This is a genomic window from Klebsiella sp. BIGb0132, from assembly GCF_024810075.1.
GTDB classification, from domain to species: Bacteria; Pseudomonadota; Gammaproteobacteria; order Enterobacterales; family Enterobacteriaceae; genus Klebsiella; species Klebsiella terrigena.
On the sequence record NZ_JANUDW010000006.1, the window covers coordinates 1 to 13595 of the forward strand.

13 protein-coding genes, 2 tRNA genes and 1 pseudogene are annotated in these 13595 nt (G+C 58.9%); 5 read left to right on the forward strand and 11 right to left on the reverse strand.

Translation table 11 applies throughout. The features are described from left to right. Positions 1–263: 263 nt before the first annotated feature. The 11 genes from M2416_RS16680 to mltB all read right to left on the reverse strand — a co-directional run bounded on the left by M2416_RS16680 (position 264) and on the right by mltB (position 10214). Positions 264–340, reverse strand: a tRNA-Arg gene (locus M2416_RS16680). A 3-nt stretch (positions 341–343) separates the two neighbouring features. Further along, positions 344–436 (reverse strand) — tRNA-Ser (locus M2416_RS16685). A 324-nt stretch (positions 437–760) separates the two neighbouring features. Then, positions 761–946 carry a carbon storage regulator CsrA gene (gene csrA, locus M2416_RS16690; protein ID WP_000906486.1) on the reverse strand — a complete coding sequence of 62 codons (186 nt, stop codon included), beginning with the start codon at positions 944–946 and terminating at the stop codon, positions 761–763. A gap of 238 nt (positions 947–1184) precedes the next feature. After that, on the reverse strand, positions 1185–3812 hold the full coding sequence (gene alaS, locus M2416_RS16695; RefSeq protein ID WP_259225819.1) for an alanine--tRNA ligase: 2628 nt from the start codon (positions 3810–3812) through the stop codon (positions 1185–1187). A gap of 254 nt (positions 3813–4066) precedes the next feature. Further along, positions 4067–4567: a recombination regulator RecX gene (recX, locus tag M2416_RS16700; RefSeq protein WP_041147727.1), complete on the reverse strand. Its 501-nt coding sequence runs from the start codon at positions 4565–4567 to the stop codon at positions 4067–4069. A 134-nt stretch (positions 4568–4701) separates the two neighbouring features. Then, on the reverse strand, positions 4702–5760 hold the full coding sequence (gene recA / locus M2416_RS16705) for a recombinase RecA (RefSeq protein WP_041146866.1): 1059 nt from the start codon (positions 5758–5760) through the stop codon (positions 4702–4704). Between the two features lie 80 nt (positions 5761–5840). After that, positions 5841–6338 (reverse strand): nicotinamide-nucleotide amidase, encoded by a 498-nt coding sequence (gene pncC, locus M2416_RS16710; RefSeq protein WP_041146867.1) that lies wholly within the window; start codon positions 6336–6338, stop codon positions 5841–5843. A 136-nt stretch (positions 6339–6474) separates the two neighbouring features. Further along, entirely contained in the window at positions 6475–7356 is an 882-nt protein-coding gene (locus tag M2416_RS16715) for a metal ABC transporter substrate-binding protein (RefSeq protein WP_259225836.1), read from the reverse strand. A gap of 7 nt (positions 7357–7363) precedes the next feature. Beyond that, positions 7364–8227, reverse strand: coding sequence for a metal ABC transporter permease (locus M2416_RS16720; protein ID WP_259225838.1), 864 nt, complete (start codon positions 8225–8227; stop codon positions 7364–7366). Beyond that, positions 8224–8934 (reverse strand): metal ABC transporter ATP-binding protein, encoded by a 711-nt coding sequence (locus tag M2416_RS16725; protein WP_175636959.1) that lies wholly within the window; start codon positions 8932–8934, stop codon positions 8224–8226. The genes M2416_RS16720 and M2416_RS16725 overlap by 4 nt, the downstream gene beginning before the upstream one ends. 203 nt (positions 8935–9137) lie before the next feature. Then, positions 9138–10214 (reverse strand): lytic murein transglycosylase B, encoded by a 1077-nt coding sequence (mltB, locus tag M2416_RS16730; protein ID WP_045857697.1) that lies wholly within the window; start codon positions 10212–10214, stop codon positions 9138–9140. Positions 10215–10511: 297 nt separating this feature from the next. Between mltB and srlA the strand changes: the two genes are divergently transcribed. The 5 genes and pseudogenes from srlA (at position 10512) to gutM (ending at position 13558) form a co-directional block, all read left to right on the forward strand. Beyond that, the gene (gene srlA / locus M2416_RS16735) at positions 10512–11075 is read left to right on the forward strand and encodes a PTS glucitol/sorbitol transporter subunit IIC (RefSeq protein WP_041146872.1); all 564 of its coding nucleotides are present in this window, start codon (positions 10512–10514) and stop codon (positions 11073–11075) included. Continuing rightward, positions 11072–11960 (forward strand): annotated as a pseudogene (gene srlE, locus M2416_RS16740) (PTS glucitol/sorbitol transporter subunit IIB). The gene srlA and the pseudogene srlE overlap by 4 nt, the downstream one beginning before the upstream one ends. Before the next feature lie 13 nt (positions 11961–11973). Beyond that, positions 11974–12336 carry a PTS glucitol/sorbitol transporter subunit IIA gene (gene srlB, locus M2416_RS16745; protein WP_115192061.1) on the forward strand — a complete coding sequence of 121 codons (363 nt, stop codon included), beginning with the start codon at positions 11974–11976 and terminating at the stop codon, positions 12334–12336. A gap of 17 nt (positions 12337–12353) precedes the next feature. Further along, positions 12354–13133: a sorbitol-6-phosphate dehydrogenase gene (gene srlD, locus M2416_RS16750; protein WP_041146875.1), complete on the forward strand. Its 780-nt coding sequence runs from the start codon at positions 12354–12356 to the stop codon at positions 13131–13133. Between the two features lie 65 nt (positions 13134–13198). Continuing rightward, positions 13199–13558, forward strand: a complete 360-nt coding sequence (gene gutM / locus M2416_RS16755) for a transcriptional regulator GutM (RefSeq protein ID WP_259225856.1) — start codon at positions 13199–13201, stop codon at positions 13556–13558. Positions 13559–13595 lie beyond the last annotated feature (37 nt).

Here is a 13595-nt window from a genome sequence, read left to right on the forward strand (position 1 = left end):
ATCCGGGAGGATTCGAACCTCCGACCGCTCGGTTCGTAGCCGAGTACTCTATCCAGCTGAGCTACGGATGCATCAGGGGGAACTTCTTTACTACAAGCAAGTGTGGCAAATTAACCATTGCTACACTTCACAAGATGGTGCATCCGCAAGGATGACTCACTGTGCTGGCCCTACGGGCCGCTGCTTACGCAGCGCTATCTTTCCTGGTGTGCGGCTATCTCGCATACCGTGAAACAACAGGATTGCTGTTATCTCGGAGAAGATGGTGCATCCGGGAGGATTCGAACCTCCGACCGCTCGGTTCGTAGCCGAGTACTCTATCCAGCTGAGCTACGGATGCAAATGGCGGTGAGGCGGGGATTCGAACCCCGGATGCAGCTTTTGACCGCATACTCCCTTAGCAGGGGAGCGCCTTCAGCCTCTCGGCCACCTCACCACACGCCTCTTTCGAGTGCTTCGAAGAACTTGTTTCTGCTCTTCGTCGCTGCGATGGCGCACATATTACTTTCTGGTACTTATAAGTCAAACAATTTTTCGAGACCTTTTTTCTGTTTGCACACTTACCGCGCAATCAGCCTGCAAAAACGGCAAAAAGAGCGTTTAATCAACAGGAATTCAGGGGTTAGAGCCAGCTAAAAGCAAAAAATAAACGCGACGGGCGATGGACAAGTAACGGAAAAGAGAGGCGTCGGGAGTAGAAAAGAGAGAGAAATTGGCTGGCGGTGGGATGCGCCTCACGAAATCGCGAGGCGCGAAAACCTTAGTAACTGGACTGCTGGGATTTTTCAGCCTGGATACGCTGGTAGATCTCTTCACGATGCACGGAGACTTCTTTAGGGGCATTAACGCCAATACGTACCTGGTTACCCTTAACCCCTAAAACTGTCACAGTGACCTCATCTCCAATCATGAGGGTCTCACCAACTCGACGAGTCAGAATCAGCATTCTTTGCTCCTTGAAAGATTAAAAGAGTCGGGTCTCTCGTATCCCGGCATTATCCATCATATAACGCCAAAAAGTAAGCGATGACAAACGCCTCACGGCGTAAGCAGTCATGGCATCACATTCTGTTAAACCTAAGTTTAGCCGATATACACAACTTCAACCCGACTTTATCGTTATCAGTGCTTCTCTTGCAAGATACCGTAATCCGAAGATGACGGCACCTATGCGTTTATAGTTATTACAGTTTTGCGCTTACCCAGCCTTTCACACTGGCTAACGCAGAAGGGAGGGCAGACGCATCGGTACCACCGGCCTGAGCCATATCCGGACGACCGCCCCCTTTACCGCCCACCTGCTGAGCGACCATACCAACCAGCTCCCCTGCCTTCACGCGGTCTGTCACATCCTTAGACACACCGGCAATCAGAGAAACCTTACCATCCGCCACCGTGGCTAACACTACAACCGTTGAACCCAGCTGGTTCTTCAGATCGTCAACCATGGTACGCAGCATTTTTGGCTCAACGCCGACCAGCTCGCTGACCAGCAGCTTAACGCCGTTAATCTCTTCCGCTTTGCTGGAGAGGTTTGCGCTCTCCTGCGCTGCCGCCTGCTCTTTCAGCTGCTGCAGCTCTTTTTCCAGCTGGCGAGTACGTTCCAGCGCGGAGCGTACCTTGTCGCCGAGGTTATGGCTATCGCCCTTCAGCAGCTGTGCGATGTCGCCCAGCAAATCGCTTTGGGAATGCAGGCTCGCAATCGCGCCTTCACCGGTCACCGCTTCAATACGGCGCACGCCCGCGGCGGTCCCGGATTCGGAGGTGATGCGGAACAGGCCGATATCGCCGGTCCGCGCAGCGTGAGTACCGCCGCACAGCTCGGTGGAGAAATCACCCATTTTCAGGACGCGAACGCGGTCATCATACTTCTCGCCGAACAGCGCCATGGCGCCAGATTCGCGAGCCGCGTCGATATCCATGATGTTGGTTTCGATAGCCAGGTTGCGGCGAATTTGTGCATTGACCAAATCTTCAACCGCGCGGATCTCTTCCGGTTTCATCGCTTCAAAATGCGAGAAGTCAAAGCGCAGCGCTTTGTCATTGACCAGAGAGCCTTTCTGAGCCACGTGCGTACCGAGAACCTGGCGCAGCGCTGCATGCATCAGGTGGGTCGCGGAGTGGTTCAGACGGATACGCTGGCGGCGAGCGCGATCGACATCGGCCTGCACCGCGTCACCCACCTTCAGGGTACCGCCGGCCACTTTACCGATATGACCAATAGCCTGGCCGTACTTCTGCGCATCGCTGACGATAAACGAGAAGCCCGCGCCTTTCAGCTCGCCCTTATCGCCGACCTGACCGCCGGACTCTGCATAGAACGGCGTCTGATCCAGAATAACAACCGCTTCCTGGCCGGCGCTGACGCTATCAACCGCTTTGCCGTCGATGAACAGCGCGGTGATCTTGCCGTTCAGCTCGAGGCTATCGTAGCCTTTAAACTCAGAAGCACCCTCAACGCGGATCATCGCATTGTAGTCGGCGCCGAAGCCGCTGGACTCGCGCGCGCGACGGCGCTGCTCTTCCATTGCCGCTTCGAAGCCTGCTTCGTCAACTTTGATATTACGCTCGCGGCACACGTCCGCGGTCAGGTCGACCGGGAAGCCGTAGGTATCGTACAGGCGGAAGGCGGTTTCACCGTCCAGGGTGTCGCCCTTCAGCTTAGCCAGCTCTTCGTCGAGCAGCGCCAGGCCGCGTTCCAGAGTACGGGCAAACTGCTCTTCTTCCGTTTTCAGAACCTGCTCAACCTGAGCCTGCTGCTGCTTCAGCTCTTCGCCGGCGGCGCCCATGACCTCTATCAGCGGCGCAACCAGTTTCCAGAAGAAGGCATCCTTCGCACCGACCATATTGCCGTGGCGGACGGCACGGCGAATGATACGACGCAGCACGTAGCCGCGGTTTTCATTCGACGGAATCACGCCATCAGCGATCAGGAACGCACAGGAGCGAATATGATCGGCAATCACGCGCAGCGACTTGTTGGTCAGATCGGTGGCGCCGGTCACTTTGGCGACGTTCTCGATCAGCTGACGGAACAGGTCGATGTCGTAGTTGGAGTTCACGTGCTGCAGAACGGCGGCGATACGCTCAAGGCCCATACCGGTATCAACAGACGGCTTCGGCAGCGGCTCCATGGTACCGTCAGCCTGACGGTTAAACTGCATGAAGACGATGTTCCAGATCTCAATGTAGCGATCGCCGTCCTCTTCCGGGCTTCCCGGAGGGCCGCCCCAGATGTGGTCGCCGTGGTCAAAGAAGATTTCGGTGCACGGGCCGCAGGGGCCGGTATCGCCCATCTGCCAGAAGTTATCGGAGGCAAACGCGCCGCCTTTATTGTCGCCAATGCGAATAATGCGCTCACGCGGAACGCCAACCTCGTTGGCCCAGATGTCGAAAGCTTCGTCATCGGTTTCGTAAACGGTTACCCACAGCTTTTCTTTCGGCAGAGCGAACCAGTTTTCACCGGTTAACAGCTCCCATGCGTACTTGATGGCATCCTGCTTGAAGTAGTCGCCGAAGCTAAAGTTGCCCAGCATTTCAAAGAAGGTGTGGTGACGCGCGGTATAGCCGACGTTTTCCAGATCGTTGTGTTTACCACCCGCACGAACGCAGCGCTGCGAGGTAGTCGCACGGGAATAATTACGCTTGTCGAGGCCAAGGAACACATCCTTGAACTGGTTCATCCCGGCGTTGGTAAACAGCAGGGTCGGGTCGTTGTGCGGCACCAGGGAGCTGCTGGCAACTACCTGATGTCCCTTACTATGGAAAAAATCGAGAAACGCCTGACGGATCTCAGCAGTGCTCTTGCTCATAATTATCCTGAAATCAAGCTATACACTTCATCCTTCACGCCGCCTCGACGCTGGCTGCGCGCGTTCACCTCAGCTACGTACCTTTGTACGCCTCAGGGACTCACTCCGTTGCCGCCTTGATGCGGCGTGAATGATTTTGTGTATAAGGAATAATCGCCCTGGGCGCTGATTGCCTTTTAAACAGCCAGCGGCCGGACGGAATAAAGTGGGAATAAGATAAGTTTTCTTTACGGGGAAGTAAAATCCCCGATGGGTCAATCTGCAAAATTTCGCCAGATTTCCTGGATATCTTCCATTAAGTAGCCGCGGTACAGCAAAAAGCGCTGTATTTTGACTTTTTCGGCAAATACGGTGGGGAGCGGATCGCCATACTTCCTCTGCGCCTGCTCTTTCGCCAGCAGCGCCCAGTCGATTTCGCACTCGCGCATTGCGCGCTCGCCCTCTTCTCGGGCAATGCCTTTCTGGTTCAGCTCCTGGCGGATGCGCGCCGGGCCGTAGCCTTTGCGGCTCCGGCTGGCAATAAACTGGCGGACAAAGCGCTGGTCATCGAGGTAGCGGTTTTCGATGCACCAGGCCACAACGCGATCGACCTCTTCCGGCGTAACGTCCAGCGCCTCGGGGCCATTTTTCCCCATAACCGGCGCGGCCAGCTTGCGCCGCAGCTCCTGTTCGCTATGGTCGCGCATTGCCAGAATACGAATCGCGCGATCCAGCAGACGTGCGTAGCCGGAACGGCGGGATGAAGATTCAGTCACGGGCACCTCGATAATCAAAAAGCAAAAGGGCCGCATAAGCAGCCCCTTGTTTTCCCGTCTTGTTCAAATCGCACGTGCGCTGGCTTTGCCTGCCCTGCCACCTGAACGCTTCAGGAGATAATTACCTGACGGTATCAGAAATCCTGTTCGCTTGCTTCTTCGCTTTTACCATCAACCACGAAGTCCGGCGTAGCGTCCTGGTTGTTCAGCAGCAGTTCACGAACTTTCTTCTCGATCTCTTTCGCCGCAGCCGGGTTCTCTTTCAGCCAGGAGATAGCGTTCGCTTTACCCTGGCCAATTTTGTCGCCGTTATAGCTGTACCAGGCGCCCGCTTTTTCAATCAGCTTCTCTTTCACGCCCAGATCGACCAGCTCGCCGAAGAAGTTGATGCCTTCGCCGTAGAGGATCTGGAACTCAGCCTGCTTGAACGGCGCGGCGATTTTGTTCTTCACGACCTTCACGCGGGTTTCGCTACCAATGACGTTATCGCCATCTTTTACCGCACCGATACGGCGGATATCCAGACGCACGGAAGCGTAGAATTTCAGCGCGTTACCGCCGGTGGTGGTTTCCGGGTTACCGAACATCACGCCAATTTTCATACGGATCTGGTTGATGAAGATCAGCAGCGTGTTGGACTGCTTCAGGTTACCGGCCAGCTTACGCATCGCCTGGCTCATCATACGCGCCGCGAGGCCCATGTGAGAGTCGCCGATCTCGCCTTCGATTTCCGCTTTCGGCGTCAGCGCCGCAACGGAGTCGACCACCAGCACGTCTACCGCACCGGAGCGCGCCAGCGCGTCACAGATCTCAAGCGCCTGTTCGCCGGTGTCCGGCTGAGAACACAGCAGGTTGTCGATATCGACGCCCAGCTTGCGGGCATATACCGGATCCAGCGCGTGCTCTGCATCGATAAAGGCACAGGTTTTACCTTCACGCTGCGCGGCGGCGATAACCTGCAGGGTCAGCGTCGTTTTACCGGAAGATTCTGGCCCGTAGATTTCGACGATACGGCCCATTGGCAGACCGCCAGCGCCGAGGGCGATATCCAGGGAAAGCGAACCGGTGGAGATAGTTTCCACGTCCATGGAACGGTCTTCACCCAGGCGCATGATGGAGCCTTTACCGAACTGTTTTTCGATCTGGCCCAGTGCTGCCGCCAACGCTTTCTGTTTGTTTTCGTCGATAGCCATTATTACTCCTGTCATGCCGGGTGGAACCGGGTAGTGAATTCTGTTCTGTTGAAGCAATTATACTGTATGCTCATACAGTATCAAGTGTTTTGTAGAAATTGTTGCCAGAGCAGCTGCAGGGCGTAGGCCGTGGCCTGACGGCGCACCGACTCGCGGTCGCCGGCGAAACATTCCCGCTGCGTGACCCCCTGCCCGTTGGCGCAGGCCACGCCAAACCACACCGTTCCGACGGGCTTTTCCGCGCTGCCGCCGTCCGGCCCGGCCACGCCGCTCACCGAGATCGCGTAGGTGGCGCGGGCGGCGCGCAGTGCGCCAATCGCCATCTCCACCACCACCGGTTCGCTCACCGCGCCGTGCTCGGCCAGCGTCGCTTCGCTGACGCCAATCATCTGCGATTTAGCTTCATTGCTGTAGGTGACAAAACCGCGCTCAAACCACGCCGAGCTGCCGGCGATATCGGTCAGTACTTTAGCAATCCAGCCGCCGGTACAGGATTCAGCCGTGCTCACCGTGGCGCCCTGCGCCTTCAGCGCCCGCCCAACCTGCTCACTCAGCTGCATTAATTCGGAATCTGTCATCGTCGCCCCGTTTAAGCCAGATAAAGAGGCCATCAAAGATAGCACTTTCAGCACAGATGTGGGGACGAGGAGAGGAATTTACGAGGGGGCTTGCGAAAATGAACGGTCCCGAGGGCCGGGACCGTAGAATAGCGCGTTACTTCATGCTGCCGGCAATCAGCTCGACGTTATGACGCATCATTTTCACGTAGCTGTCCGCCACGCCGCCCGGTTTGGACAGCGCTTCCGGATAGAGCTCGCCGCCCGGCTGCGCGCCCGTGGCGTTGGCAATCTGCTTCACCAGCCGCGGGTCGAGCTGATTTTCCATAAACCAGGTGTGCACGTTATCGGCTTTAATCTGTTGAATCAGTGCCGCAACCTGCGCGGCGCTGGCTTCGCTCTCCGACGACAGCCCCTGCGGCGCAAGGAAGGTCACGCCGTAGGCGCGGCCAAAGTAGCCGAACGCATCATGGCTGGTCAGAACCTTACGCTTCGCCTGCGGAATGGCGCTGAACTGGTTCTTCGCCCAGCCGTGAATCTCATTGAGCTGGCCGATATAGCGCTTGCCGGAGACCTCAAGCGCTGCTTTATCCTCAGGGTCGGCTTTGACCAGCCCGCTGAGGATATTTTGCGCGTACAGCGCGCCGTTGGCGGCGCTGTTCCAGGCGTGCGGATCGGTCACCGTTTTCCCGTCCTCATCGAGGGTATGGGTTTTTACGCCCGTCGACGCCACCACCAGCTCGCCTTTGAATCCCGATGCCTTAATCAGCCGGTCGACCCACCCTTCCAGCCCCAGGCCGTTGACCACCACCACGTCGGCCTTGCTGAGCAAGGCGCTGTCCTGCGGCGATGGCTCAAAGGTGTGCGGGTCGCCGTCGGGGCCAACCAGCGTATCGACGTGAACGTGCTCGCCGCCAACCTGCTGCACGATATCGCCCAGCACCGAAAAACTGGTGACCACGTTGAGCGTTTTCGCCATCGCCCCCTGCGCCGCCAGGCCCAGCGCCAGCGCTAAAACTACCCCGGTACGTTTCTTCATATTTTCCTTACCCCATTAATTTGCGCCAGCCGACCACCAGCCGGCTGCGCGTGCCAAAAAACACCGAAATAAAAAAGATCCCGCTGGCAGTCAGCACGATGGCCGGGCCGGCGGGCAAATTCGCCGCCCACGACAGGCTGAGCCCCATCCAGGCGCAGGCGCTGCCGAACAGCGCCGCCAGCAGCAGGATGGCGGGCAGGGTCCGCGCCCAGCAGCAAGCGGCCACCGCCGGGAGCATCATCACCCCCACCGCCATCAGGGTGCCCAGCACCTGGAAACCCGCCACCAGGTTCAGCACCAGCAGCGCCAGAAACAGGCCGTGCAGCAGCGCGGGCAGCCGGCGGTTATTGACCTGCAGCCACGCGCTGTCAAAGGCCTCGCTCACCAGCCCGCGGTAGAGCAGCGCGACGCAAATCAGCGTTAGGCTGGCGACTCCGGCGACGAACAGCGCCGCGTCGTTATCCACCGCCAGAATCGAACCAAACAGCAAATGCAGCAGGTCGACGCTGGAGCCGCGCAGCGACACCAGCGTCACCCCCAGCGCCAGCGAGCCGAGATAAAACCCGGCGAAGCTGGCGTCCTCTTTGAGCGGCGTGCGGCGGCTGACCCACCCCGCCACCAGCGCCACCGCAATGCCGGCGATAAAACCGCCCACCGACATCGCCAGCAGCGACATGCCGTTAAGCAGATAGCCCACCGCGACGCCGGGCAAAATCGCGTGCGACAGGGCATCGCCCATCAGGCTCATACGCCGCAGCAGCAGGAAAACCCCAAGCACAGTGGTGCTCAGCGAAAGCGCCAGGCATACCACCAGCGCGCGGCGCATAAAGCCGAATTCGATAAAGGGCTGAAAGAAGGTGTGCCAGATCATGCCAGCCTCGCGGAGTCGAAGGCAGGAAGCACCTCGCCGGTCTCGCCCCAGCGGGCGTGCCGGGACTCGAGCAGCAGGGTTTCCGGGAAATAGTCGGCGACGCGCTGGCTATCGTGCAGCACCGCCAGCACGGTCTGCCCCTGCCGGTGCATCTCGAGGATCAGCGTCATCAGCTCGCGGCTGGTCGACTCATCGATCCCGGTAAAGGGCTCATCGAGCATCACCAGCGGCGCCTGCTGGACCATCACCCTGGCAAACAGCATGCGTTGGAACTGCCCCCCGGACAGCGCTTCAATCGGCGTTTTCGCCATTGACGCCAGGCCAACGCGATCCAGCGCCGCGTCAACGCGCCGGCGGAACTCGCCGCCTATGCCGCGCAGAAGCGAGACCTGCGGCCAGGCGCCCTGGTTCACCACGTCCCGAACCACGAGGGGAAACTGTGATTCCAGCGAATGCCGCTGCGCCAGCCAGCCGATAACCGGGCGCGACGCGCGCCAGTGCAGGCAGCCGCTCACCGGGGGAATAAACCCGGCCAGCGTTTTTAACAACGTCGATTTACCGCAGCCGTTGAGGCCGACGATGGCCGTCAGGCTGCCTGCAGCGATAACGCCGCTTAGCGCGGGGGTGATCGCCAGCTCTTCATACCCGGCTACCAGGTTTTCCAGTTCGATCATGGCAGGGTTACCGCCCACCAGGTCGCCAGCCACAGCAGCGCCAGCAGGACGCAGGCGAAGCCCACGCGCAGCGCGGCGGAGCTTGAAAAAAGAGAGATGAACATCTTTGCCTCAATCAATATGTTATAACGTAACATTATTGGATCGGCGGAATAATGTAAATCAGCGTCAACGAAGGGAAATGCTGCAAAATGTAACAGACTCCCCTCCAGGCAGAGGGAAGTCTCGGGGAAGGCTTACTGCCCGCGGGCCTGAGAAACGGCCAGGCCGAGCTGCCAGACGGCCATCGCGTAGTGGGTGCTGTGGTTATAGCGGGTGATGGTGTAGAAGTTCGGCAGCCCGTACCAGTACTGGTAGCCGGTGCCAATATCGAGGCGCAGCAGGCTCGCCTGCTGATGGTTACCCAGCGGCTGCGTTGGCGTCAGGCCGGCCGCCGTCAGTTGCGATACGCTATAACTGGTCTTAAAGCCGTTCTCCAGCCCCGGCGCCTGACCCATTGCCGGTACCGCAACCAGATCGCCGCTCACCCAGCCGTGCTGCTTGAAGTAGTTGGCTACGCTGCCGATTGCATCCACCGGGTCCCACAGGTTGATATGCCCGTCGCCGTTGAAATCCACCGCGTACTGGCGGTACGAGGAGGGCATAAACTGGCCATAGCCCATGGCGCCGGCGAACGAGCCTTTGAGGTCCAGCGGATCGTCGCTTTCGCTGCGCGCCATCAGCAGGAAGGTTTCCAGCTCGCCGGAGAAGTACTCCGCGCGTCGCGGATAGCTAAAGGAGAGCGTCGCCAGCGCGTCGAGAATGCGGGTTTTCCCCATCACGCGGCCCCAGCGGGTTTCCACGCCGATAATACCGACGATGATTTCCGGCGGTACGCCGTAGACCTGCCAGGCGCGGTTCAGCGCGTCCTGATACTGATTCCAGAACGCCACGCCGTTTTGCACGTTATCCGGGGTAATGAACTGCTTTTTGTAGCGCAGCCACGCGCCGTTCGGCCCGGTCGGCGGCAGCCCGCTCGGGGCCTGGCGGTCCATCAGGCGCAGGACGTAGTCCAGACGCTTAGCCTGGGAGAGAATTTCGTGCAGCTGCTGCCGGTCAAATCCGTGCTTGCTCACCATTTTGTCGATGAACTGCTCCGCAGCAGGATTGTTGGCGAAATCTCCCCCCATATTCATAACGTTATGCTGCGGCTCCAGCAGGAAGCCACCGGATCCTCCCGTGGTCTCCGTTACTGCGGTGGCTTTAGGTTTGCTGCTACAGGCAGCGAGGAGTACGCACAGCGGGAGTAGTGCCAGATAGCGACGCTTCAACATGGGGCTTCCATTTAACAAATTCGGCAAAGGGTAATTATGGTAAAGCATGCGGCCGTCAACAAGGAAGCGGCAATCTATTCGCGGACAAAATAGTCCTGCCCGCTCCCCTCGCTCCCCGTCCAAAGATCCTCTTCCCGGCCAATTTTTAGGGCAAAATTTTCATCCCGTCGGCAATAAACTTTCAAATTAAAATATTTATCTTTCATTTTGCGATCAATTTAACACTTTTAAACCTTTCAAAGTGATTAAAATCAGCTGCCAGTTAGCAAGAAAAATAACGCTACAAAGGAGAGAATAATGATCGAAGTTATTACCCACGGCGCCGAATGGTTTATCGGCCTGTTTCAGAAGGGGGGCGAAGTCTTTACCGGGATGGTGACCGGGATCCTGCCTCTGCTGATCAGTCTGCTGGTTATCATGAACGCGCTGATCAACTTTATCGGCCAGCAGCGGATCGAAAAGCTGGCGCAGCGCTGCGCCGGCAATCCGGTCTCCCGCTACCTGCTGCTGCCCTGCATCGGGACCTTCGTTTTCTGTAACCCAATGACCCTGAGCCTCGGGCGCTTTATGCCTGAGAAGTACAAGCCCAGCTACTACGCGGCGGCCTCCTACAGCTGCCACTCCATGAACGGCCTGTTTCCCCATATCAACCCCGGCGAGCTGTTCGTCTATCTCGGGATCGCCAACGGCTTAACCACCCTCGGCCTGCCGCTGGGGCCGCTGGCGGTGAGCTATCTGCTGGTCGGCCTGGTGACCAACTTCTTCCGCGGCTGGGTGACCGATCTGACTACCTCCATTTTTGAGAGAAAAATGGCCATCCAGCTTGCACAAAAAGTACATCTGTCCGGAGCTGCATCATGACGCGTATTCGTATTGAAAAAGGGGCCAGCGGCTGGGGCGGCCCGCTGGAGCTGGACGCCGTAGAAGGCAAAAAAATTGTCTATATCACCGCCGGAAGCTGAGATCGGCGTGGCGATCATTGACTGCGGCGGCACCCTGCGCTGCGGTATCTACCCGAAGCGGCGAATTCCGACCATCAATATCCACGCCACCGGCAAGTCCGGGCCGCTGGCGCAATATATCCTTGAGGACATCTACGTCTCAGGCGTTAAGGAAGAGAATATCCACCCCGTCGACGGCGCCGACGCCGGCGAACCGGCCCCGCGTCAGCCCGCGGGTCGCGATTACGACGCCAGCAAAAAAATCACCGAGCAGAGCGACGGCCTGCTGGCCAAGGTCGGCATGGGCATGGGCTCCGTGGTGGCGGTGCTGTTCCAGGCCGGGCGCGACACCATCGACACGGTGCTGAAAACCATCCTGCCGTTTATGGCCTTCGTCTCGGCGCTGATCGGCATCATCATGGCCTCGGGCATTGGCGACTGGATTGCCCACGGCCTGGCGCCGCTCGCCAGCCATCCGTTGGGGCTGGTGACGCTGGCGCTGATCTGCTCCTTCCCGCTGCTGTCGCCGTTCCTCGGCCCCGGCGCGGTTATCGCCCAGGTTATCGGCGTGCTGATCGGCGTGCAGATTGGCCTCGGCAATATTCCGCCGCATCTCGCCCTCCCCGCCCTGTTTGCGATTAACGCCCAGGCGGCCTGCGACTTTATTCCTGTCGGCCTGTCGCTTGCCGAAGCCCGGCAGGAGACGGTGCGCGTCGGGGTGCCTTCGGTGCTGGTCAGCCGCTTCCTGACCGGTGCGCCAACGGTGCTGATCGCCTGGTTCGTTTCCGGATTTATTTACCAATAAGAGGTTCCTGAAGATGACCGTGATTTACCAGACCACCATTACGCACATCGGCGCCAGCGCGACGATGGCGCTGGAGGAGCAGATGCTGATTACCTTCCGCGAGGGCGCGCCGGCGGATATCGAAGAGTACTGCTTTATTCACAACCACGGCGAGCTTGTCGGCGCGCTGGCGCCGGGAGCGGAGCTGCAGCTGGGGGATCGCTGCTACCCGGTCACCGCGGTCGGCGACGTGGCGGAGCAGAATCTGCGCGAGCTGGGCCATATCACGCTGCGCTTCGACGGCCACCGCGTGGCGGAGTTTCCGGGGACGGTTCACGTGGCCGGCCCGGTACCGGAGGCGATCGCCCCCGGCTGTGTACTGAAATTTTTTGCTTAGGCTGTAAGGAGAGAACTATGAGTCAGGTTGCTGTTGTCATCGGCGGAGGACAAACCTTAGGTGAGTTTCTGTGTCGTGGCCTCGCCGCGCAGGGGTATCGCGTGGCGGTGGTAGATATTCAAAGCGATAAGGCCACCCGCGTGGCGCAGGCGATTAACGCCGAGTATGGCGAAGGGACGGCGTACGGTTTTGGCGCCGATGCGACCAGCGAGGCCAGCGTCGTCGCGCTCGCCCGCGGCGTCGACGAGATATTCACCCGCGTGGACCTGCTGGTCTACAGCGCCGGGATCGCCAAAGCGGCCTTTATCAGCGACTTTGCGCTGGGCGACTTCGACCGCTCGCTGCAGGTCAACCTGGTGGGCTACTTCCTCTGCGCCCGCGAGTTTTCACGGCTGATGATCCGCGACGGCATTCAGGGACGCATCATTCAGATCAACTCCAAATCCGGCAAGGTGGGTAGCAAGCATAATTCCGGCTACAGCGCGGCGAAGTTTGGCGGCGTCGGCCTGACCCAGTCCCTGGCGCTGGATCTGGCGGAGTACGGCATTACCGTGCACGCGCTGATGCTCGGCAACCTACTGAAGTCGCCAATGTTCCAGTCGCTGCTGCCGCAGTACGCCCACAAGCTGGGCATTGCCGAAGACGAGGTCGAGCAGTACTACGTCGACAAGGTTCCGCTCAAGCGCGGCTGTGATTATCAGGACGTACTCAACGTGCTGATGTTCTACGCCAGCCCGCAGGCCTCCTACTGCACCGGGCAGTCCATCAACGTCACCGGCGGCCAGGTGATGTTTTAACCGCCGCTTCCCGGATCGCGCCGCGGTCCGGGCTCTTCCCGATACCACGCCTCAAGGAGATATTCATGGTTAGCGCATTGATTACCGTCGCCGCCATCGCCTGGATAGCCCAGCTCGCCTTCGGCGGCTGGCAGATCCGCCGCTTTAACCGCGCGTTTGATACGCTCTGTCAGCAGGGCCGCGTCGGCGTCGGGCGCTCGGCGGGCCGCTTCAAGCCGCGGGCCATCGTCGCCATCGCGGTTGATGAACACGACCGCATCAGCGGCACCCTGCTGATGAAGGGCCTGACCATCTTCGCCCGTCCACAAAAAATCCCGGCGCTTGAGGGCAAACTTTTGCAGGAATTGCGGCCGGATATGATCTTTCCCCATGATCCGCTCTGTCGGAATGCACTATCATTAGCGCTTAAACCGAAACAGGTATAATTTCGTTGTAAAAGTAAATATCTTGCGAAATTATCAC

Bases quoted from the DNA above. Each gene is read 5' to 3' on its own strand.
- csrA (WP_000906486.1), bottom strand. From the start codon at position 946: ATGCTGATTCTGACTCGTCGAGTTGGTGAGACCCTCATGATTGGAGAT.
- alaS (WP_259225819.1), bottom strand. From the start codon at position 3,812: ATGAGCAAGAGCACTGCTGAGATCCGTCAGGCGTTTCTCGATTTTTTC.
- recA (WP_041146866.1), bottom strand. From the start codon at position 5,760: ATGGCTATCGACGAAAACAAACAGAAAGCGTTGGCGGCAGCACTGGGC.
- pncC (WP_041146867.1), bottom strand. From the start codon at position 6,338: ATGACAGATTCCGAATTAATGCAGCTGAGTGAGCAGGTTGGGCGGGCG.
- M2416_RS16715 (WP_259225836.1), bottom strand. From the start codon at position 7,356: ATGAAGAAACGTACCGGGGTAGTTTTAGCGCTGGCGCTGGGCCTGGCG.
- M2416_RS16720 (WP_259225838.1), bottom strand. From the start codon at position 8,227: ATGATCTGGCACACCTTCTTTCAGCCCTTTATCGAATTCGGCTTTATG.
- mltB (WP_045857697.1), bottom strand. From the start codon at position 10,214: ATGTTGAAGCGTCGCTATCTGGCACTACTCCCGCTGTGCGTACTCCTC.
- srlA (WP_041146872.1), top strand. From the start codon at position 10,512: ATGATCGAAGTTATTACCCACGGCGCCGAATGGTTTATCGGCCTGTTT.
- srlB (WP_115192061.1), top strand. From the start codon at position 11,974: ATGACCGTGATTTACCAGACCACCATTACGCACATCGGCGCCAGCGCG.
- srlD (WP_041146875.1), top strand. From the start codon at position 12,354: ATGAGTCAGGTTGCTGTTGTCATCGGCGGAGGACAAACCTTAGGTGAG.
- gutM (WP_259225856.1), top strand. From the start codon at position 13,199: ATGGTTAGCGCATTGATTACCGTCGCCGCCATCGCCTGGATAGCCCAG.